21 protein-coding genes are annotated in these 21,076 nt (G+C 61.9%); 9 read left to right on the forward strand and 12 right to left on the reverse strand.

Going from position 1 to position 21,076, the window contains the following annotated elements; translation table 11 throughout:
* Positions 1-117 precede the first annotated feature (117 nt).
* Positions 118-1,002 (reverse strand): class A beta-lactamase, encoded by an 885-nt coding sequence (gene bla, locus VL202_RS07705; protein ID WP_325463542.1) that lies wholly within the window; start codon positions 1,000-1,002, stop codon positions 118-120.
* Positions 1,003-1,376: 374 nt separating this feature from the next.
* On the opposite strand from bla, the gene VL202_RS07710 reads away from it, so the two are divergent.
* Entirely contained in the window at positions 1,377-1,880 is a 504-nt protein-coding gene (locus tag VL202_RS07710) for a GNAT family N-acetyltransferase (protein ID WP_325463543.1), read from the forward strand.
* Between the two features lie 122 nt (positions 1,881-2,002).
* On the opposite strand, the gene VL202_RS07715 is transcribed toward VL202_RS07710, so the two are convergent.
* The 3 genes from VL202_RS07715 to VL202_RS07725 form a co-directional block, all read right to left on the reverse strand.
* Positions 2,003-2,920, reverse strand: coding sequence for a cytochrome c (locus VL202_RS07715; protein ID WP_325463544.1), 918 nt, complete (start codon positions 2,918-2,920; stop codon positions 2,003-2,005).
* 95 nt (positions 2,921-3,015) lie between these two features.
* Positions 3,016-3,453: a c-type cytochrome gene (locus VL202_RS07720; RefSeq protein WP_325463545.1), complete on the reverse strand. Its 438-nt coding sequence runs from the start codon at positions 3,451-3,453 to the stop codon at positions 3,016-3,018.
* Positions 3,454-3,629: 176 nt separating this feature from the next.
* Positions 3,630-4,268: a LysE family translocator gene (locus VL202_RS07725; RefSeq protein WP_325463546.1), complete on the reverse strand. Its 639-nt coding sequence runs from the start codon at positions 4,266-4,268 to the stop codon at positions 3,630-3,632.
* A gap of 149 nt (positions 4,269-4,417) precedes the next feature.
* Here VL202_RS07725 and VL202_RS07730 point away from each other — a divergent pair, with 149 nt between their 5' ends.
* The 4 genes from VL202_RS07730 (at position 4,418) to VL202_RS07745 (ending at position 6,710) form a co-directional block, all read left to right on the forward strand.
* A complete protein-coding gene (locus tag VL202_RS07730; RefSeq protein WP_325463547.1) occupies positions 4,418-5,119 on the forward strand; it encodes a YafY family protein in 702 nt (233 codons plus the stop codon).
* 174 nt (positions 5,120-5,293) lie between these two features.
* Complete coding sequence (locus tag VL202_RS07735; protein WP_325463548.1) at positions 5,294-5,620, forward strand: helix-turn-helix domain-containing protein; 327 nt, start codon at positions 5,294-5,296, stop codon at positions 5,618-5,620.
* Complete coding sequence (locus VL202_RS07740) at positions 5,617-6,057, forward strand: SRPBCC domain-containing protein (protein ID WP_325463549.1); 441 nt, start codon at positions 5,617-5,619, stop codon at positions 6,055-6,057. Before VL202_RS07735 ends, VL202_RS07740 begins: the two co-directional genes overlap by 4 nt.
* Positions 6,054-6,710: a glutathione S-transferase family protein gene (locus VL202_RS07745; protein ID WP_325463550.1), complete on the forward strand. Its 657-nt coding sequence runs from the start codon at positions 6,054-6,056 to the stop codon at positions 6,708-6,710. The genes VL202_RS07740 and VL202_RS07745 overlap by 4 nt, the downstream gene beginning before the upstream one ends.
* 214 nt (positions 6,711-6,924) lie before the next feature.
* Here the strand turns inward: VL202_RS07745 and VL202_RS07750 are convergent, their stop codons facing one another.
* The 3 genes from VL202_RS07750 to VL202_RS07760 all read right to left on the reverse strand — a co-directional run bounded on the left by VL202_RS07750 (position 6,925) and on the right by VL202_RS07760 (position 10,924).
* Complete coding sequence (locus VL202_RS07750; protein ID WP_325463551.1) at positions 6,925-9,126, reverse strand: calcium-binding protein; 2,202 nt, start codon at positions 9,124-9,126, stop codon at positions 6,925-6,927.
* A 218-nt stretch (positions 9,127-9,344) separates the two neighbouring features.
* Positions 9,345-10,193, reverse strand: a complete 849-nt coding sequence (locus VL202_RS07755; RefSeq protein WP_325463552.1) for a metallophosphoesterase — start codon at positions 10,191-10,193, stop codon at positions 9,345-9,347.
* A 131-nt stretch (positions 10,194-10,324) separates the two neighbouring features.
* Positions 10,325-10,924, reverse strand: a complete 600-nt coding sequence (locus VL202_RS07760; protein WP_325463553.1) for a superoxide dismutase — start codon at positions 10,922-10,924, stop codon at positions 10,325-10,327.
* A gap of 252 nt (positions 10,925-11,176) precedes the next feature.
* On the opposite strand from VL202_RS07760, the gene VL202_RS07765 reads away from it, so the two are divergent.
* Positions 11,177-11,506 carry a hypothetical protein gene (locus VL202_RS07765; protein ID WP_325463554.1) on the forward strand — a complete coding sequence of 110 codons (330 nt, stop codon included), beginning with the start codon at positions 11,177-11,179 and terminating at the stop codon, positions 11,504-11,506.
* A 92-nt stretch (positions 11,507-11,598) separates the two neighbouring features.
* Entirely contained in the window at positions 11,599-12,489 is an 891-nt protein-coding gene (locus VL202_RS07770) for a dihydrodipicolinate synthase family protein (protein ID WP_325463555.1), read from the forward strand.
* A 102-nt stretch (positions 12,490-12,591) separates the two neighbouring features.
* On the opposite strand, the gene VL202_RS07775 is transcribed toward VL202_RS07770, so the two are convergent.
* Positions 12,592-12,789 carry a hypothetical protein gene (locus tag VL202_RS07775; protein ID WP_325463556.1) on the reverse strand — a complete coding sequence of 66 codons (198 nt, stop codon included), beginning with the start codon at positions 12,787-12,789 and terminating at the stop codon, positions 12,592-12,594.
* A gap of 258 nt (positions 12,790-13,047) precedes the next feature.
* Here VL202_RS07775 and VL202_RS07780 point away from each other — a divergent pair, with 258 nt between their 5' ends.
* Both VL202_RS07780 and VL202_RS07785 read left to right on the forward strand, forming a co-directional pair.
* Positions 13,048-13,554, forward strand: a complete 507-nt coding sequence (locus tag VL202_RS07780; protein ID WP_325463557.1) for a hypothetical protein — start codon at positions 13,048-13,050, stop codon at positions 13,552-13,554.
* Between the two features lie 192 nt (positions 13,555-13,746).
* Positions 13,747-16,701 carry a calcium-binding protein gene (locus VL202_RS07785; RefSeq protein ID WP_325463558.1) on the forward strand — a complete coding sequence of 985 codons (2,955 nt, stop codon included), beginning with the start codon at positions 13,747-13,749 and terminating at the stop codon, positions 16,699-16,701.
* Between the two features lie 87 nt (positions 16,702-16,788).
* Here VL202_RS07785 and VL202_RS07790 read toward each other — a convergent pair whose 3' ends face one another.
* The 4 genes from VL202_RS07790 to VL202_RS07805 form a co-directional block, all read right to left on the reverse strand.
* Positions 16,789-17,733, reverse strand: a complete 945-nt coding sequence (locus VL202_RS07790) for a M10 family metallopeptidase C-terminal domain-containing protein (RefSeq protein ID WP_325463559.1) — start codon at positions 17,731-17,733, stop codon at positions 16,789-16,791.
* A gap of 108 nt (positions 17,734-17,841) precedes the next feature.
* Positions 17,842-18,786, reverse strand: coding sequence for an MYG1 family protein (locus VL202_RS07795; protein WP_325463560.1), 945 nt, complete (start codon positions 18,784-18,786; stop codon positions 17,842-17,844).
* A 117-nt stretch (positions 18,787-18,903) separates the two neighbouring features.
* Positions 18,904-19,962, reverse strand: a complete 1,059-nt coding sequence (locus VL202_RS07800; protein WP_325463561.1) for a D-alanyl-D-alanine carboxypeptidase family protein — start codon at positions 19,960-19,962, stop codon at positions 18,904-18,906.
* Positions 19,963-20,140: 178 nt separating this feature from the next.
* Positions 20,141-21,028: a branched-chain amino acid aminotransferase gene (locus VL202_RS07805; RefSeq protein ID WP_325463562.1), complete on the reverse strand. Its 888-nt coding sequence runs from the start codon at positions 21,026-21,028 to the stop codon at positions 20,141-20,143.
* Between the last annotated feature and the right edge of the window lie 48 nt (positions 21,029-21,076).

Consider the following 21,076-nt stretch of genomic DNA (forward strand, 5'->3'; position numbering starts at 1 on the left):
TTTTTTCATGGGATGGGATGTCGGAAACGATAGCGCATATCCGTCATGCCGGACATGTTCCGGTATCCAGATTCGTCCGGGCACAAGATCGACTTCAGCCGGCCTGCTCCCCTGACTTCAGGCCACCATCCCTGCGATCAGCCTGCCGACTTCGGCGAAAACAGGCTCCAGTTCCTTCGTCTTTTTCGTCCCCTCGGCGATATAGACCGATGCCAGGATCACATGCCCCTCGGCTGGCCGCGTGAAGCCGATGTCGCCGGCTTCACCATGGCCGCTGGTGCCGGTCTTTTCGCCCACCGTCCAGCCGCCCGGGAGCCCTGCCCTCAGGCGCCTGGCTCCCGTCTTGTTGGCGACGAGCCAGGCGGCAAACTGGTCGCGCGATGACGGCGACAACGTATCCTGCAGCAGCAGCTTGCCGAGCGTCTGCGTCATCGCCATCGGCGTCGTCGTATCACGGGGATCGCCGACCTTCGCTTCGTTGAGCTCCGGCTCGGTCCGGTCGAGGCGGGTGGTGCCGTCGCCGATGGTGCGCAGCCAGGCGGTCAATCCGTCCGGTCCGCCAAAGCTCGCCAGCAGCAGGTTGGCGGCCGCATTGTCGCTCATCGTCACCGCGGCATCGCAGAGTTCGGCAACCGTCATGCCGCCGCCGACACGTTTCTCGACAACAGGCGAATAGGACAGGAGATCGGCCTTGGAAATCGGAATGCGTCGGTCGAGCTTCTCCTTGCCGTTGTCGACCCGCGCCAGCACGAACGCCGCCGCCAGCGCCTTGAAGGTCGAGCACATGGCAAAGCGCTCGTCAGGCCGATGCGCGAAGGAGGCCTTGGTTTTCGTGTCGAGAACATGGACGCCGAGACGACCGCCGGTGCGCTTTTCCAGCGCGGCAAGCTGCTTCCTGACATCGATGCCGGCGGCAAAGGCCATTGCAGGCAGCAATCCGGCGGCAGGCAGAAGCAGGCTGGAGCCGATGATGAAAGACCTGCGATCGAGCGTGAAGGACATGTGAAGGGTTCTCCCGGAATGATTCAACGGGCGACACCAAGCCGTTGATCAGGTTAGTCAATATTAACCATCCCGCAGCAGTTGGATTGTCGCTGGCGATGATGCGTAGAGAGTGAATGTGGCCGGTCTTGGCCGGAAAGGCGGCAGTCCGGAATCTTGTTTTCGCCGCAACAGTAAACGCCGGCAAGATTCCGATTGACAAAATCCAGGAAAAGGACAAATTGCCCGCCATGATCAGAACCGCGAACATCAACCGTTGGTATTTTACGCTGCTCCCATAGGTGTGGCTGTCTGATCTCGTTCAACAAGCCGCCATCAGGCGGCTTTTGTTTTTGACGGCACCTGATGGCGCAAAAGCCATAAGGAGCCTCGAAATGCTGCAGACCGCCACCCCGACGTCCCTCCTCCATCCGGCGACACGCGCGCCCATGGTCACCATCCGCACCGCCAAGCAACGCGACCTTCCGGGCTTACGCGAACTGATCGCCGAGCTTGCCGCCCATCATGGCGATGCCGCCGCCGTCACGCCGGAAAATCTCGAGCGCGACCTGTTCGGCCGCATGCCCTGGATCACCGCGCTGGTGGCGGAAGCCGGCGGCGAACTGATCGGCTACGCCATCCTCGTCCCGCTCTACCGCGCCCAGCAGGGTGCGCGCGGCATGGAACTGCATCATCTCTATGTCCGCTCCGCCCATCGCGGCACCGGCATCGGCCGTCACCTCGTCGCCAAGGCCCGCGAACAGGCCCGCATGGCCGGCGCGACCTATCTCTCCGTCAGCGCCGCCACCGGCAATTTCCAGGCCCACCGCTTCTACGAATCGGAAAACTTCACCCCCGGCCCGGTGACCGGCATGCGCTATCTGCAGACACTGGTTTGAAAGCGGTCGAAAACGCATTGTATCCGCTTGCCCTTGCATGCCCGGCATCTGCAGCTGCCGCGGCATGACGGGCGGGCGGATATCGCGCTCTATCGGGGCAGACGCAAATTTGCCCTCGGCCCTCATTCCACCGCCGGCACCGCCTTCAGGTAGGCGGCGATCGCCTCGCGGTCGCTGGCCGGAAGCCTGGCCATGTTCCGCTGCACCTCGACCATCGAGCCGCCGACCGTGTCGAATTCGGGCGTGAAGCCGGTCTCGAGATAGCTGACGATATCGCCTTCGCTCCACGAACCGATGCTTTTCGAGCCCGGCGTGATGTTGGGAATGCGGCCCTGGCCTTCGGGATTGGGCGCGCCGGCGAGCCATTGCGCGGCCTCAAAACCGCCGAGCGCATTGCGCGGCGTGTGGCATTCGCCGCAATGACCGGGACCTTCCACCAAATACTGGCCTCGGGCGAGTTTCGCATTCGCGGTATCGACGGTCACACGCGGCTTGTCGGTGAAGAACAAAAGCTTCCAGCCGCCGAGCGACAGCCGGATGTTGAACGGAAACGGCAGGTCATGCGGCGCGGCGACATTGGCGCTCTTTGGCAGGGTCTTCAGGAAACCCCAGAGGTCGTTGACATCCTTCGGCGTCAGCCGGGCATAGGAACCGTAGGGGAAGGACGGATAAAGATGCTCGCCCTTCTTGCCGACGCCACGCGTCATCGCATTGCCGAAATCGGCGAGCGTCCAGTTGCCGATCCCTGCGGTTTCATCCGGGGAGATATTGGGCACATGGAAGGTGCCGAAAGGACTGTTCAGCGGCAGGCCGCCGGAAAGAACCAGCTTGGCGTCGCCTTCGGATTTCGGCGCTGCATGACAGCTCGTGCAACCGCCCGCCCAGAATATCTGTTCGCCATTGGCAAGATCCGGATCGCCGAGGCCTTCCCAATGCGCAGCGGGCCAAGGCTCGGGCTTTGTCAGGAACCAGCCGGCGCCGGCAGCGGCGACGCCGAGGACAACCACCGTCGATACCAGTCTTCGAATCCGCGTGCCCATCCGTCTCTCCCACCGTCGGTATTATAGTGGATCAGGCGCACCGGCAAAAGGCCGGGCGCCTGATCGATCGTTTCTGAAGGAGATATGCTCTATCGCTATTTCTTGATGCGATAGAGCTCGTGACAGGCGCCGCAATCCTTGCCGAGCATGCCGGCGGCCGCGCCGACGCCCGCCTGGTCCGCCGGAAGCTGCGCCAGCAGCGTATCGGCGTCGGTGCCGAGCTTGGCGGCATGGGCCTTGAAGTCGTCCATGTTTTCCCAGATCTTCGGGCTTGCTTCCGAATTGACGTCTGAGCCGGCCGGGAACTGATCCGGGAAGGCCTTGATATTGGTGCTGATCGTCGTCAGCGCCGTCTTGACCACCTCGGCGTCATAGGGCTTTTCGCCCTTGGCAATGCCCGCGATCGCGCCCATCGATCTGCCTATGCCCTTCATCAGTCCTTCGCGGACCTTGACCGGGTCATCCGCGGCCAACACGGCGCCCGCGCCGCAGCCTGCAATCACCATTGCGCTCAGTATCGTCTTCAGCTTCATCCAAATCTCCCAACTCTCACGCGACGCCGCCCGGATTCGGGAAGCGGGTTCTCTCAATCGATGCGTCGGCATGATTGCATTTTGCATCGATGATGAAAGTAACATTTTTTTGAGATCGAATTTATTTCAGCCGTTGCAACGGCTTGATTTAACAGGAGCATCCTCTTGTGTGGCGATCAAGCGGGCGTCATCCATCCGTGCCAGGCCGTCAGCGCCGCCACGGCGATCAGGACGACGCCGACCGTCTTGCCGATGATAGCGGTTGCGCGCGGGCTGGCGACAATGACGTCGCGGCTGCGACCGGCCGCCAGCGCCAGGCCGCCATAGACGGCGAGTTGGGTCACCGAGATCATGACCGCCATCACCAGCACCTGCGACCAGAGCGGCCCGAACTGGGGTTTGAGGAACTGCGGATAGACGGCCAGCATGAACAGATAGGCCTTTGGATTGAGCAGGCTGGTCAGCGCGCCCCGGCGAAAACTGGTCCACAGCGACAGCCGCGCCCCCGGCTCCACCGAGGCTATGGCGATGCTGCTGCGGGCGAGCGAAACACCGATCCAGGCGATGTACCCTGCGCCGGCCAGCAGGAGGACGTTGAACAATTGCGGCACCAGATGCATGAGGAAACCGACGCCGAGCGCCGCATAGAGCGTGTGGAAGATCCCGCCGGCCATGATGCCCGCCGTCGCCGTCAGGCCGGAGGCCCGCCCGCCGGTCAGCGCATTGGCCATGACGAAGACCATGTCCATGCCGGGAACGATGATGATGCCGAACAGAAGGGTAAAGAAGAGCCAGAGATTTTCCGCGTAGGTCATGTCAGTTGTCCGTCTTTGCAAGAGGCTTAAGCCTGGAAAGGAGCACTTGTTTTTCAAGCGCTTTCGGACATTCTATAACCTGTCCCAACTGACAGGGTTCTGTCAGGAGCCTTCGCCGGAATGTTTCGATCGGGCCAGAAAGGAAATGCTTGCGCAAGGCATCGCGACTGTTCGAGATCATCCAGATCCTGCGGCTTTCGGCGCGGCCGGTGACGGCGGCCGAGATCGGCGAACGGCTGGAGGTGACGCCGCGTTCGATCTACCGCGATATAGCAGCGCTCCAGGCGATGCGCGTGCCGATCGAGGGCGGGCGCGGCATCGGCTATATCCTGCGACCCGGCTTCGACCTGCCGCCGCTGATGTTTTCGATCGAGGAGACGGAAGCGATCGTGCTGGCGCTGGCACTTCTGGAGCGCACCGGCGATGACGAACTGAAGGCGGCGGCCAAGCGCGTCAACCAGAAGATCGCCGGCGCCATGCCGGCCCCACTGCGCCAGACGCTGCAGTCGAACGCGCTGCACGCCTGGGGCACGATCACGCCGCCGCCCTTGGGCCTCGATCTCGCTTTGGTCCGCCGGGCGATCCGCGACGAGTGCAAGCTGCTGATCGATTATCGCGACGAACTCGGCCGCGCCTCTGAGCGCACCGTGCGCCCGCTCGCACTGATCTACTACTCGGCCACGGCGGTCATGGTCGGCTGGTGCGAACTGCGCGCCGCCATCCGCAACTTCCGCGCCGACCGGGTGGAAAGCTGCGAGCCGACGGAAGCCCATTTCCGCGGCGAAGGCGATGGCCTGAGAGACCTGTGGATCCGCGGATGGACGGTGAACGGCGGGATGGCCGGTTCCTGATCAACGCCGCGAAAGCCCTGCTTGCAAACCCGGACATAAACTTTCGCGTCCCCGGCAGATGACGGCGCATCCGTGGAATTCGAACGCTCTGGGCAATGACGGCTGCGCTGCATGGAAGAGGGAGGATTGACTCCGTCCGTTTCCCTTGCAATACTTCACCACATGGCGAAGTATTTGACATCCAGCATGGACCGCACGTTTTCCGCGCTCTCCGACCCGACGCGACGGGGCATTCTCGCGCGGCTGGAAGGCGAGCCGGGTGTGTCGGTGAGCGAACTCGCACGGCCGCTGTCCCTCAAGCTTCCCGGCCTGATGAAGCATCTGGATGTCCTGTCGGATGCCGGACTGATCACACGAACGAAGAGCGGCCGCACCGTCTCGGTCCATCTGTCTGTCGGGCCGATGCAGGAGGCGATGGACTGGCTGCGGCGCTACGAACGGCTCTGGACCGTCAGTCTCGACCGCCTCGCCGCGATTGTCGAAGAGGAGGACGAACAATGACAAAACACCTGCCCAGCGTGACCATCGTGCGGCGGATCAAGGCGACGCCGGCGCGGATTTTCCAGGCGATCACCGAGCCTTCGCAGATGCTGCAATGGTGGGGACCGGATGCCGGGCCGACGCTCAGTGTTGAAGCCGACGTGCGGCCAGGCGGCCGCTTCAGCATCGTCTTCCGCCTCCTGAACGGCGACGAGCACAATCCGACTGGCGTCTATCGCGAGGTCGTTCCCGACCGGAAGCTGGTCTTCACCTGGGAATGGCCGGATATGCCGGAGCGGGAGTCGCTGGTGACATTTTTGCTCGAACCGATCGACGGCGGCACCGAACTGACGCTGGTCCATGCCAACCTTCCCGATGAAGAGGCGCGCCAGAGCCACGAGGCCGGCTGGTGCGGCCTTCTCGACAAACTGCCTGTTTTCCTGGGAGAAGAGATATGAGCGACCTGATCCTGACGACCTACGACTGGGTTCCCGAGATACCGCGCGGCTTCGTCCGCGACATTCGTGTCCGCTGGGCACTGGAAGAGGCGGGGCTGCCCTACCGCGTCGAGAGCGCTCCCTTCAAGGACCGCGGGCCGGAGCATTTTTCGCACCAGCCGTTTGGCCAGGTCCCCTGGCTCACGGATGACGGGATTTCGATCTTCGAAAGCGGCGCGATCCTGCTGCATCTGGCCGAGCGCAGCGACAAACTGATGCCGAGCGATCCGCGCGGCCGGGCGCAAGTCCTGGAATGGCTGTTTGCGGCGCTCAATTCCGTCGAGATGGCAAGCCTGCCCTGGTCCCTGCTCAAATTCATGGGCCATACCAGCGATACGCCTGGCTGGACCTTCCTCGACGACTTTCTCCATAAACACCGGCTGACGCATATGGAAACGGTACTCACGGATCGCGAATGGCTGGCGGGCAGCTTCAGCGTTGCCGATATCCTGATGGCCGATGTGCTGCGCCTCATCGATCGCTTCGATGGGCTGGCGGCTTACCCCGCCTGCCGCCGCTACGTCACCAACGCCACCGCCCGCCCGGCCTTCACCAAGGCCCATGCGGACCAGATGGCGCATTTCGCGGCGGCGGATCGAGAACGCCCTATTTGAACAAATCCGCCGTGGTCCTCGATCTGGGAGGTCCGCCGCTTGCCATGCCGGTCGAGCAGCTATAGCAGATAGGCTCTGCTTCAGCCATCATGGAATTTCTCGGCTTTTCATGGCGATCAACGGTATGGCGGATCGATGGCGGGGGCGGGGCAGTCTAGCGAGTTTTCGGAAACGCCAACCCGTGATCACGGCCATCCACATCGCTTCGGATCGCTCACGCGATGGCGAAGTCGGCATGGGTAAGGCCAAGGCCCGCGGTCACGACGGCAAAGACGATGCCCGTCGTCCCGCCGCTGCCATCGGCATCATAGAACAGCTTGCCCGTAGTCATGTCGTAGATGATCCGGTCGTCGGCGTCCCCGGCCAGCCCGCTCGTATTGGCGCGAAACGCGGCGGAGGCAAGCGTTCCGGGCGCAAGCATCGTGAAAACCGCGTCGGAGAGCAGGAAGCGGTCGTCGGCAGGGTTGAAATCGGTGATCGCGTCGACATTGCCGGGGCCGGGCGTCGTGTTGAAAACGAAGGTATCGTCGCCGGCAAAGCCGCGCAGCGTGTCGCTCCCGCCCCGGCCCTCCAGCCGGTTATGGCCCGCATTACCGATGATCTGCTGGCCGAATTCGTTGCCCGCCAGATCGATCGGCGTGGTGCCGCTTGCGCCGTTGGTCGTCAGGATTTCGACATGGATGCCAGCGCCGAGCCGGTAATCCACTGCCGCCATCACCCGGTCAGCGTCCCCTTCCGCCGCCCCCTCGATGATTGAATCCGCCGCATTGAAGATGCGGTAGATGTCGTTGCCACCGAGGCCGCGCATCACGTCGCCAGCACCCTTGCCACCATCGTGCAGGATGTTGTCGCCGGCATTGCCGGTGATATCCTGTCGCAGCGAATTGCCGGTCAGGTTGATCGCCGCCGTGCCGCCGGCCGATGTCGTGCGCAGGACTTCGATATCCGCCGTCTTCGACAGGACGTAGCTCGCCGATGCCGTCACCCGGTCGGAACTTCCTTCGCCCGCAGCTTCGATGACGACGTCGGATTGCGTGTTCACGTAAAAGATATCGTTGCCCAGACCACCCGTGAGGCGATCCGCACCGGCGCCGCCATTCAGGATGTCATTGCCGGCGCCACCGCTGATGACATCATTGTCGCCGAGCCCTAAAAACGTGTCGGCACCACCGGCACCGACGATCGTGTCCGAAAAATTTCCGCCGGCAAAGGTCCCGCCGGAGGACGTGGCGTGAAACGCGGTGGGGTCGAAGACCTGCTGGCGGATGCAGGTGCCGCTGCCATCGCCACCATCCTCGGACTGCCACGTCACGACGAACCGGCCGTCGGCAAGCGCTGTCACCGCCGGATTGAGTTGTTTTCCGGTGCTCACCGTGTTGACGATGAAATCGTCGCCGGACAGGCTGCCGTCGACATTGAACAGGCGGGCGCGCACGCAATAGGACGACCCGTCGCCGGTATCCCCGGAATACCAGACGGCGACGGCACGTCCATCGGCAAGCGCGGTGACCTTCGGATCGACCTGGTTGGTGGCGGTGGTGGAATTGACGATGAAATCGGGGCCGGACGGCACGCCGTCCTTTGTGAGGAAACGCGCGCGGATGCAGCCGAATGCGCCATCGCCGATATCGTCGGACTCGAAAATGACAAGCACGCGGCCATCGGCGAGAACCGTGAGGCCCGGATTGGTCTGGCCGTCGGAAATCGTGCTGTTGACGATGAAATCGCCGCCCGCCGCCGTTCCGTCCGCGTCGAAGATGCGGGCGCGAACGCAGCCGCCGCTGCCATCGCCAGTATCCTCCGACGCCCAGGCGACCATGAAGCGGCCATCGCCAAGCGCCGCGATGACCGGCGTGATCTGGGTGGCCGTCGCGGTTGTATTGACGATGAAATCCGCGCCCACAGCGTCGCCATCGGCATCGACCAGCCGCGCCCGGATGCAGGTGGCGTCGCCGTCGCCTGTGTCATAGGACTGCCAGATGGCGACGAAGCTCCCGTCCTCGAACACCGTCACGGCGGGCCGCGTCTGGCTTGCCGCCGCTGTCGAATTGACGATGAATTCAACCCCGGCCGGATCGCCATCCGCCCCGAACATCCGGGCACGGATGCAGGAGGACGAACCGTCGCCTGCATCGAAAGAGGTCCAGAGTGCGACAAAGCCGCCGCCGGGCAACGCGCTGACGGTGGAAATCACCTGGTTCTTGTCCGTGATGGCGTTCAACACGAAATCGCCGCCAGCCGGACTGCCATCGACCTTGAAGATGCGCCCAAAGATATCCTGGCCGTTCGAGGGCGTATCCGACCGCCAGATCACCACATAGCCGCCATCGGCAAGACCGGTCACCTGCGACACGATCTGACCGCCTGACGTCGTGGTGTTGACGATGCTGTCCGTACCCAGCCGCTTGATCGGCACCGGTTTTCCTCCGCCGGGATAAGCTTAAGTAACAGCCGGAGAAAGGGGCCTCAAGCGGTTTTGAGTGAAGCGTTGATCAGAGGCTCGGCACTGGGATACGTCCAGTGGGTGCGGATTCTGCCAGCGTATTACCGCCAGCAGCGTCAGGTCACATAATTGACCTTTACGCCAGGAGGTGGACGCGAGCGCCACCCCAGGTCCGGCGAGCGTAAACCTGTTCAATTCTTAAACTCCAGAGTCCTGCTCTCCTCCCGCCCAAACCCCTTGATCTCTATCCGGTCCTCGAAGAGTTCGACGATCGCGAAGGTGTTTTCGTCGGGCGTTTCGACCATGCCCTTGAAGGTGACGAAGGGTCGGCCGGCTGCTTCGCCAAAATTGCCGTCGTGGTTATGGCCGCAGACATAGCCGCGGAAGCAGGAAAAGCCGGTGAGCAGATCTATCAGTCGCTGGCTGTCCCAGAGGTTGTGACGGTTGGGCGGGAAAATCGGGTAATGGCAGAGGACGAGAACGGATTCGCCATCGGCTTCCGCGTTTTCCAGAACGCCGGACAGCCAGGTAAATTGTGCGTCGCTCAGCGATCCGTTCCAAGGATGGGCATTGGCGGCGCCCTCCGCCTGCAGTGCGCGCAGCCGTTCCGCCGCCAGCACCGAGCGCGGATCGCCGGTGGGGGTGGAGAAGACGCTGACATCATTGCCGTCAAGAATGACGAAGCGCCATTTGCCGATGACGAAGTCATGATAGGCGGATGGCATGGACAGGCGGGCGGAGACCTCGCCCAAACGTTGCGGCGCGACCGCAAAATCATGATTGCCGAGCAGGAACAGGCTCTTGTGGCGCAGTTCTCCGTAGACCGAGAGGATCGCGTCGAAATTCTCCCAGCCGCGATCGATGATGTCGCCGAGCGTGATAACGAAATCGAGCCCGGTCGCATTGAAGGTGGCGATGGCCTCGGAGACCTTGGCGAGACTTGCGGCATAATACCGGTTCATCGCCTCGTCCGGCTCGATATCGGCATATTGCGGGTCGGCGATGACGCCGAAGCGGAGAAGGGGATTTTCTATTGTCATGACGGCTGGATAGCGGAGCTGCGTGACGGTTTGGTGACGTCGTTTCTGTCTCGTACTATTCGGTAAGTGGGCATTACCAGCAACAAAAAACCCGGCATCGCTGCCGGGTTTCGATGTCCAGTGACCGTGACTTAGGCTGCAGCTTCGTAAAGCTCGAGCACGTAGTCCCAGTTGATCAGGCTGTCGACGAAGGCTTCGAGATACTTCGGACGGGCGTTGCGGTAGTCGATGTAATAGGAATGCTCCCAGACATCGACGCCGAGGATCGGCGATGCGCCATGCACCAGCGGGTTTTCGCCGTTCGGGGTCTTGGAGATTTCCAGTTTGCCGCCCTTGACGGAGAGCCAGGCCCAGCCCGAACCGAACTGGCCGGCGCCGGCAGCGATGAAATCGGCGCGGAACTTGTCATAGCCGCCGAGGTCGGACTTGATGGCCGCATCGAGCTTGGCCGGCAGGTCCTTGCCGCCGCCGCCCTTCTTCATCCACTTCCAGAAATGCAGGTGGTTGTAGTGCTGGCCGGCATTGTTGAACAGCGGCTGGTTGGTGCCGTAGGACTTCTTGACGATTTCCTCGAGCGAGAGGCCGGCAAGGCCGGCTTCCTCGGCGAGCTTGTTGCCGTTGGTCACGTAAGCGAGGTGATGCTTGTCGTGGTGATATTCGAGCGTTTCGCGCGACATGTAAGGGGTGAGCGCATCGTAGTCGTAAGGCAGGTTCGGCAATTCGAAAGCCATGGTGGTGTCTCCTCTGCTGGCGGGGTTCATGAAAGCCGGGTTGGAATTCATGACGGAAATCTTTGAGCCGGAACATAGGGACCACCGCCGCAACAGGCAACCGCCACTATCCCAAATTTCGCCACAGGCTTGGAAAATACTTCTCGCTGGCGATTGTTCCATTTGCCGGCAGGGCACAGACCAACGGGCACAGAATGGACACGATCCTTTTCCAGGATTGTGAGCGACCCGCAATCAATTCAAGGAAATGACATGTCTTGCTACCATCGCTCCGCCGCGATCGTGATTCTGACCGCCAGCCTCTTGCCGACCGCCGTCCTCGCCTCCACCGATGACGCCTGGGAAGCGTTGCGCGCCGATGTCTCGGCCAAATGCCTGGAAGCGGCTGCCGGCTCGATGGAAGCGCCACAGGCGGTCGTCGATCCCTTCGGCTCGGAAAGCTTTGGCCTGGCGCTGATCAGCGGCAAGCCAAAGGGCGCGGAGGGCAGGATCAGCCAGATCTGCGTCTACAACAAGCAGACGAAAGCTGTCGAACTGGGTGGCGAATTGACCGAGGACATGCTGAAAACGCCAGCAAAATGATTTTTAAAATGATATCGCGACAATCCCGGCGTTGATTTCGATCCTGCATGCCGTCACAGATGCGGGATCATCGCGCAACACGAGATCCCGCCATGCTGTTTCACGGCCTGTCAGCCTTCCCGATCACGCCCATGGACAGCGAGGGCCGCGTCGATACCGGCGCGCTGAACGTCCTGCTGCAGCGGATCGACACGGCCGGCGCCGATAGTATCGGCCTGCTCGGCAGCACCGGATCCTACATGTACCTCTCCCGCACCGAGCGGCGGCGGGCAATCGAGACCGCCGCCGAATGCCTTGGCGGGCGCACGCCGCTGATCGTCGGCGTCGGCGCGCTGCGCACCGACGAGGCCGCGGCGCTCGCCCGTGACGCGCGCGATGCCGGCGCACAGGGCCTCTTGATGGCGCCCGTTTCCTACACGCCGCTCACCGACGACGAAGTTTTCGAGCATTTCGCCGAGGTCGCGCGGGCGACCGACCTGCCGCTCAGCGTCTACAACAATCCCGGCACGACGCATTTTACCATCGGCAATGCGCTGCTGACGCGCCTTTCCGGCATCGACACGATCGTCGCGGTCAAGAACCCCGCTCCGCCCGCCGCCGACATGGCCGCCGCGCATCAGGCAACGAAGGCCGCCGTCCCCGACGGCTTCGCCATCGGCTATAGCGGCGACTGGCTGGCGGCGAACGCCATCCTTGCCGGCGGCGTCACCTGGTACAGCGTCATCGCCGGGCTGCTGCCGGAACCATCCGTCAAGCTGATGCGCGCCGCACAAGCCGGCGACACGGCAGAAATCACCCGTATCAACGGCCTGTTCGAACCGTTCTGGACCCTGTTTCGTGACCTCAGCAGCTACCGCGTCATCCACGCCACCGCCAACCTCCTGGGCCTTAGTCCTCATCAACCGCCGCGTCCAATCCTGCCGCTGGCAGACGGCGAGCGGGTGAGATTGCAGGCGGCGCTGGAGCGTTTGGCGGGCGTGTGATGGCGTCAAACCGTTGATTGCATTGATATCCGGATGCGGCCTGCTGGTCCGCCGCCGCATTTTCGAATTCCATCGTGAAATCCGGCATCCGAAAGCCCGTTTCTACGGCCGCCCGCTGGTGCCACCAAGCGAGAACAGGCCGGCGAGCGTGGGAAACAGCGAACGGCGGACGGGCTCTTCGGGTTCCGTTGCAGAGACGTGTTTCTGCATCGACGCTTTACGGGCGGATAAATCGAAGGCCCGCTCGGCTTCCGACAGAAGTTCGTCGTCGTCGACGGGATACTGGTATTGCTGACCCATAGCATTCCCCTTTGCATGAAGGTGATAAACCAGACAGGCGCGAGATTGTTCCACAGCGTGACGTCCGCGGCGTTCGTGCGCGACGCACTCTTCGACTTAAACCGCCTCCTGCGATCCACGCTTCAAAACTAACCCATTGCGCAACAATCCGGAACAGAACAAACTCCCGTCGGGCGCCTTAGGCAATATTGCGCCGCTGTCCCGCTTGATTCCGTACCCATCGATATTTGCGACATTCATCATTCAGGGGGAAATTTCATGGCCAATCCGTTGTCGACGCTGGGCATCGTCCACACCGTCATCAGTGTCGTGCCGGTCGTTGCCGGACTCTATTCCTTTTCGAAATATGCGGCGATCATCCCGAAAACCAATTCGGGACGGATCTACGTCATCACGCTGTTTCTCTCGGCTATCACCTCCTTCGGCCTGTCGAGCACCGGCGGCTTCAATGCCGGCCATGCGATCGGCATCCTCGCCATGCTGGCGACGATCTTCTCCATCGCCATTGCCCGGCTCGGCTGGTTCGGCCGGCTCAATCGCTACCTGCAGGCTTTGTCGATGTCGTTCACCTTTTTCCTGCTGATGGTGCCGGCGATCAACGAGACGCTGTCGCGCCTGCCGCCGGAGAGCCCGATCGGCAACGGCCCGGATTCGCCTCCGGTGCAGACGGTCACGGCCATCTGGGCCGTCATTTTCCTTGCCGGCATCTGTCTGCAGGCCTGGGTGATGCATCGCCGCGCGGGGGCGCCGGGGCTCGCCGCGTGAGATCGCAAAAGAGCTTAAGCTGGCGCGGCCTCGCGATACGACTTGCCCCTCCCCTCCGGGTTGCAACTTCTGCGACCAGCCGATAGACTTTTCGCAGCCTCGTCTATCACCCCACCGCCCAGCAACTCATCGCTTTATCGACACCCGCCCCGGCGAGAGTTGCCGCTACGCAAGGATCAAACAGGATATCGAATGGCAGACATTACAGGGACCGCTGACAACGATATTCTGGTCGGCACGGAATTCCATGATTTCATCGAGGGCCTGGAGGGGGCCGACAAGATCAATGGCGCTGCGGGTGACGATGAAATCTATGGCGGCACCGGCAATGACAATATTTCCGGCTCTTTCAGCGGTGACTATCTCGCCGGCGACGAGGGCAACGATGCGCTGACCGGCAACAACGGCAGCGACACGCTCGAAGGTGGCGAAGGCAAGGACAGCTATTACGGCGGCAGCGGCAGGGATACGATCAGGCTCGGAACGTTGGCAACGGCATCGGGTGAAGCCGTCGATGGTGGCTCAGGTATCGATCGGCTCGAAATCGACTACACGCTCTCATCGGTGAAGCTGAACATCACCATCAAGGACTGGATTTCCACACAGACCCTGACCGGCGGCATTCAGGTGATCAATGTCGAGCGTTTCACCCTAACCGGCAGCAACTTCGCGGACACCCTCACAGGCGGTATTTACTCTGACACGCTCAACGGCGGCGGCGGCAACGACGTGCTATCCGGCGAACGGGGAGACGATTGGCTTGACGGCGGCGGCGGCAATGACAAGCTTTACGGCGGCCTCGGCTTGGACAACCTTTCTGGCGGCAGCGGCACGGATTACCTTTCCGGCAGCAGTGGCGATGACACTCTGTATGGAGGCGATGGGAACGACACGCTGAATGGCGGTTCGGGAAATGATCAGCTCTCCGGCGGCGTCGGCAACGATATCATTGAAGGCGGCAGCGGTGACGACACCGTATGGGCGGGCTCAGGCAAGGATATCATTACCGATTCCAGCGGAAGCGATCGACTGATGCTGGACTTGACGGAGAATTTCACCGCCAAGGCATCCACCGAAGTCACCACACTTAAGAACGGGACAACGTTCACCGGCTTCGAGCATTTCACGATCCAGGTCTGGGAGGGCAAAGCCAACACGTTCACGACCGGCACCGGCAACGATATCATTTATATCGAGAATTCCGGGAGGGAGGTCAGCGCTTACAAAGTCAAGGCAGGCGCCGGGAACGACGTTGTCACCATCGAGAATACCAGTAATGACTGGATCGATGGCGGTGCCGGCGACGACGTCCTTAGTAGCGGGTGGGGCAAGGACACGATCTACGGCGGCAGCGGCAACGACACGGTGCTCTTGGGCTCGGGCGGCAGTAATTTCGCGGACGGCGGCAGCGGTACGGACACCGTCGATATCTATCGCGACTATGGCCAAGATCAGATTTTCTCGGTGACCGGAACGACCGCAACAATAACCGGCGGAATGACTCTCAAGAATTTCGAGCACTATGTCGTGTGGTTTGGCGAGCACGATGATGTTGTCAAATCCGTCGGATCCGCACTGAGCGTCGTCTTCCACGGCTACAAGGGTAACGATACGCTGATCGGCACCGCGGGAGCCGACAAACTGTACGGGGGCGACGGCAACGATACCCTGACGTCAGGCGATGGTGACGATCTCATCCATGACAATGAGGGCACCAACGTCATCTCGTCCGGCGACGGCAACGACAGCGTCTATGCAAGCGACCCCTATGACACCACCTGGGTCGGCAATTACACGGTCAATCTCGGAACGGGAGACGACGGTTTCTACGGTACGGAATGGACCAAGAAGCTCAATCTCCAGGCGGGAGCGGGTATCGACTTTGCCTCGCTCGATTTCAGCAAATATACGGCAGGCATCACCTTCCAGCTTTCCAGCCTCGTTACGGTTGCCAATGCACCCGTCACGGTCAAGAATGTCGAGCGGATCGCGCTGGTTGGAAGCAGCGGCAACGACGTCTTTACCGGCGGCGGCCTGAACGACGATCTGCGCGGTGGCAAGGGCAATGACACGATCACAGGCGGCGGTGGCAACGACACCTTTTACGCTGATGCCTATGGCCTCAGCGGTGGCAAGGACAAGGTTTATGGCGGGGCCGGCGACGATCTTGTCTATACCGGCGTCGGCGACAGGGCAGATGGTGGCGCTGGCAGCGATGTGATCATCCTGAACGCCTCTGAACAGACAAAGGATATCAGTTTCGTCTTCTCGACCGGGAAGGTCGATATCGACGCCGCGACGTCGTTTCATGCTTTCGAGATGCTCAGCTACCAAGGCGGCAAAGGCAAGGACACCGTGACCGGCGGCGAACTGGCCGATTTTCTCGCCGGCAATGGCGGCGACGATATCCTGAAGGGCGCCGGTGGCAACGATCTGCTCAAGGACGGCGCTGGCAGCGACACGCTCTACGGCGACAAGGGCGATGATATCCTGGCCCGCACATCGACGGCCGGCAAGGATGTTTTCACCCCCATCGGCAAGGATGTGTTCGATGGCGGCTCCGGGACGGACACGCTGTCGTTCGAGGAGCCTTTCGTAGGGTCAGGCTTCGTCATCATTGACCTGATGGCTCAAAACAAGAACTACGGCCTGGCGCTCGGCCTGACGATCAAGAACGTGGAGATCATCGAAGGCAGTGCGCTGGACGACGACATCCGCGGTGATGCCAACGCGAATATCCTCAAGGGAGGCGAAAGCGACGACGTGCTGCAGGGCCGAGATGGCAATGATACGCTGAACGGCGGAATCGGAGACGACTGGCTGACGGGCGGCAAGGGCAACGACACGTTCGTTTTCGATCTCTACGGGCGCCAAGACGGCGACGTGATCACGGATTTCACCCGCGGCCAGGACAAGCTGGTGATCGACAGAAGCGACTACAACATTGCGATCGCAGACAAGACAGTCACGCTCGTTGTCGGTGCTGACCCTGTTGCGACCAGCGCGAAGGGCACGTTCCTGTTTGAAAACGACAATGGTCGCCTCTGGTTCGACGCCGACGGCAAGGGAACGAAGGCCGATCTCGAACTCGTGGCCATTCTGCAAAACATAAAGACGCTGTCGACCGGCGATTTCAGCCTGATTTGAGAAGGAAAAGGCTCCCCCTCCCCATGCCTGCGCAGGGATGGAGCGGGAGCCTATCCCGTTCCATACACGTCTGATGCCCATCCCCGGCTACAGGATGAACATATCCTTGGTCAGAGTGACCGCATCATCCAGATGCAGGACGAAATCGGCTTTCTTGTCGCCGTTGATGTCGGCATAGATGTAGGTGTCGGATGCCGCCTTCTCTGTGCGCAGTTCGCCGGCTTTTCCGGAAAAGGCCTTGGCGGCGATGAGGGTGAAGGGCTGGTCGCCGGCGAGCTTGCTGTTCGCGTCGATGGCGGAAAGGTCGATCACGTCGCCCTTGCTGAAATCGAAGATCGTGTCGGTCGCGGTCTTGGACGTGCCGAGTTCCTTGGCAGACTTGAAGATGAAACGGTCCTTTCCGGTGCCGCCGTACAGATCGTCCTGCCCTGCCCCGCCATCGAGATGGTCGTTGCCGGCGCCGCCGCTCAGCCGATCCTTGCCGTCTCCGCCTTCGAAAACGTCGTTGCCCTTGCCGCCGTAGAGCTTGTCGGCGCCGCGCTGGCCACGCACGAAAACGCTCTCGTCGCCGGCGCGGAAGGTGATCGGTGCATCGGTCTTGGTCTGGAACACGACGTTGAACCGGAGGTAGGACTGCTCGAAGGTCGTCGCACCCTTCAGATCGACGGCGATCCAGTCATGGCTGAAATGCAGGTCCCTGGCGTCGATATCCTTGATATTGGTCTTCAGCCGGACGCCAATGATCGGCTCGATCTTTCCCTTCAGGTCCGCGAAGACCGGTCCGTTGAAATCGGCCGGCTTGTTTTTACCCGTGGTCAGGTCGAGATAACCCGTGTGCCAGAGCGCCGTGCCATGAAAATCGAGCCCGATCCCCGTATTGGTCACGGTGGTGGTGTAGACCTCCGTGCCCTTCACCGTCAGGCCGGCAATCTCGGTCGGGCCATCGATCAGCGTTTCGGATCCACGACCATAGGTCATGCCGATCTTGCCGAAAAAATACTGATAATGCAGAATCTTGCCGTCGAAACCCATTCACCCACTCCGCGTCGTCAGAGACTGTAGGGCGAGCGGGTAAACGTTTCCTTAACCATGATTAAGGGCGCGTCGGCTTCCGGAACGGAGGCAGCCCATGACGCGCTTCTATTCGGCAGCCGTGCGGACGGTCCCGGCGAGATGCTCGCTGACGGCGATATCAGCCATGGCGAGCACCGCCTCGCGGGTCTTGGCGGCGGCGACGAAACGGCCGTTGTGGCAGAAGCTGGCGCCCTTGATGCCACAGACAGCCTCCAGATCAGCGTTGGTCAGACCGGCCCAGGAGGCGGGCAGATCGGCGCGCACCTCGAAACCTTCGTCGGCGCGGCGAATGGTGGTCAGGCACCAGTCCCGTTCGCGCGGATGGACGACGAACAACAGGTGATCAGCGCCGGCCCTGACGATGGCGGGACGGAACGGCATGCCGGCTGGCAGTTCCAGCACCCGCCCTTCGCCCGTATCCTTGATTGCCTGCTGAACGATTGCCTCGGCGCGCAGCTTGGCAGCGATCTGGGCGATCCGGCCTTCGACGAAGAGGCGGGCGACAGCAAGCGCCGCGTGGAAGCCGCGATCGTCGGCGTGCGGGTCGGCATCATCGAAGACGGGCTTCAGCGTTTCCAGGAGGACCGGCAGGGTGAGCGGGCTCAACGGGCCGGCAATAGCGGGGCTGAGCGCGCCGTTGTCGACGAGATCGACCGGCAGCACAAAGCCTGCATCGAAGGTCGCATGAACGGGTCCGACATGCGCGTGCGGCAGGCCGTAAGCCAGCAGATAATCGCGGCCGAAATGCTTCCAGATCAGGCCGAAGGAGCTGTAGGGCTGGCCATCGTCGCGCAGCGGCGCGCCGCGCTGGTGGTGATCGAAGATGTGGAGCCCGGCATCATAGGCGCCGCCGACATCATAGATGACCCGGTCCGCGGCCGGCGTGATCCATTCCGGCGCGCGGCTGCGCACGATCTTCGCCTGCGGGAAAAGACGCGTGAGGATGACGCTGGACAGCAGTTCATCGGCATGGAAGCCACCGGAATGGGTGACGAGAAAGTCTGGGGTCATGCCGGGATGTGCCTTGTCGCTTGCGGTTGTCTCTGATCGGCATCAGATAGCGGTTGCCGGCGGTTCGCTCAACCCGTCATTCCCCATTTACGCCTTGATGGGGCTCATTGCCCGCAATCAGGACGGGCGGCGGGCGGGAATGGGCATATCCGTCACCTTTTCGTTCGGCCAGGTGCGGATCCGGTGGACCTGCTCCGGGATCTTGTCGCGCAAATAGGTCTCGTTGCCGGGCAGCCCCATTGGATAGAGCGCATTTCGTTTGGTTTCGTAAGCGACGCTCTGGTCCGTGCAGAGCAGCAGGCGCATGTCCTGCGGCGCGACATCTTTCCGGTTTTGCAACGCCTCCACCGGCCCCGCATCGGACGACAGGCGCCCGTCGAAAGCCTGTGTCAGATATTGCGCCGACCGCTCATTGCGCTCCCTCTCCGTCGTCGCGCCCAGAATGACCACCATGACACGCCGCCCGTTTCGCGTGGCCAGTCCGACATAATTGCGTCCGGAAGCGCAGAGGAAGCCGGTCTTCATCCCGATCGTGCCGCTGAAACGGGTCAGCAACTGATTGTTGGACTTGATCTCCTTGCCATCGATCATGACGGAAGACGCCAGGAAGAAGCGCCGATATTCGGGGAACAGGCGGTCCACTTCCAGCCCGAGGACTGCGAGATCGCGCGCGGTCGTGTAGTTGTTCTTGTCGAACAGGCCGTTTGGGTTCGCAAAATGCGTGCCCGTCATTCCAAGGCGAGCCGCCGCCTCGTTCATTCGCCGCACGAAGGAGGCTTGATCGGAAGCCACGGTTTCCGCCAGGGCGACCGCAACGTCGTTTGCCGAGGCGGTGATCGTCGCGAAAAGCGAATCCTCCAGCGTCATGGTCCGCCCGAAAGTCAGGCCGGATTCGAGAAAGGCCTGTTTGGTCGCGCCGCGGCTCATGGTGACCGGGGTCGTCAGCGTCACCTCGCCGGCTCGAAGGGCTTCGAACGCAAGATAGGCCGTCATCAGCTTGGTGGTGGAGGCCGGATACCAGGGCACGCCGGCGTCTTCCTGGTAAAGCACCTTGTGACTGTCGGCATCGACGACCAGAACAGGCGTGGCGCTTGCGGGTGCCCCAATGAAAAGGGCCGCCACGAAGGCAAGGCCCTTCCAGGATTGTCTGGTCATCCCGTTCATCTTCTTGGTCATGTGCCTTCTCCGGAGAAGGACCGTTAATGGCATGGCGCGTTGCGCAAGGGCAAGGGTTTGCCACGACAAACAATCAGTCCATGCGCGGGATAAGCCGGGCTTGGCCGCTTCGTATCAGACATCGGTCACGATGACAAAGCAGCGCCCACCCATCGAGTGGCCGGACGATCCGGACACCTCACATATCCGACGCCGTCGAATGCGCCCAATCCATGTACAGATCCTTCGCCTTGGCGGCGATCGGGCCGGGTTGGAGATCGCGGTCTTCGAGTTTGGTGACGGGGACGACCTTGGAATAGTTGCCGGAGGTGAATATCTCGTCGGCGCCCTCGAAATCGGCAAGCGTCAGCGTCGTCTCGACGACGTCAAAGCCGGCATCGCGCAAGAGGGCGATGACGCGGGTACGGGTGATGCCGGCGAGGAAAGTGCGGTTGGAGGCGGGCGTGAAGACGACGCCGTCCTTGACCATGAAGACGTTGGACGAGCCGGTTTCGGCCACATTGCCGAGCATGTCGCGCACCAGAGCATTGGAGAAGCCGCGCTTGCGCGCCTCGATCAGGATGCGGCCATTGTTGGGATAGAGGCAGCCGGCCTTGGCGTCGGTCGGCATGCATTCGATCGTCGGGCGGCGGAAGGGCGAGACGGTGAGTGACTGACCACCAGGCCCTTCTCCCATCGGCGCTTCGAACAGGCAAAGCGCAAAGCGGGTCGAATCCGGATCGACGGCGACGACGCTGCCGGGCATGCCATGTTCGCCCCAATACATCGGCTTGATATAGATCGCCGTCTTGCCGTCGAATTTCTTGACGCCTTCCCAGGCCAGCCCTTCGATATCTTCCGCCGTCACGATGGGCTTCAGGCCGAGCGCCAGCGCCGAGCGATTGACGCGCTGGCAGTGCAGGTCGAGGTCGGGCGCGATATCGTCGAACCAGCGGGCGCCGTCGAACACCGTCGAGCCCAGCCACATGGCATGCGATGTCGGCCCGATCAGCGGCGGATTGCCGGAGACCCATTCGCCTTCGACATAGGTCCATGTGGTGCTGCGCGGGGATGTATCGACGGCCATGGTGGTCTCCTGTTTTTCAATTTTCTCCAGTCGGCATAACCCGAAAAT

The organism is Pararhizobium sp. (assembly GCF_035497515.1).
Lineage (GTDB): Bacteria > Pseudomonadota > Alphaproteobacteria > Rhizobiales > Rhizobiaceae > Pararhizobium.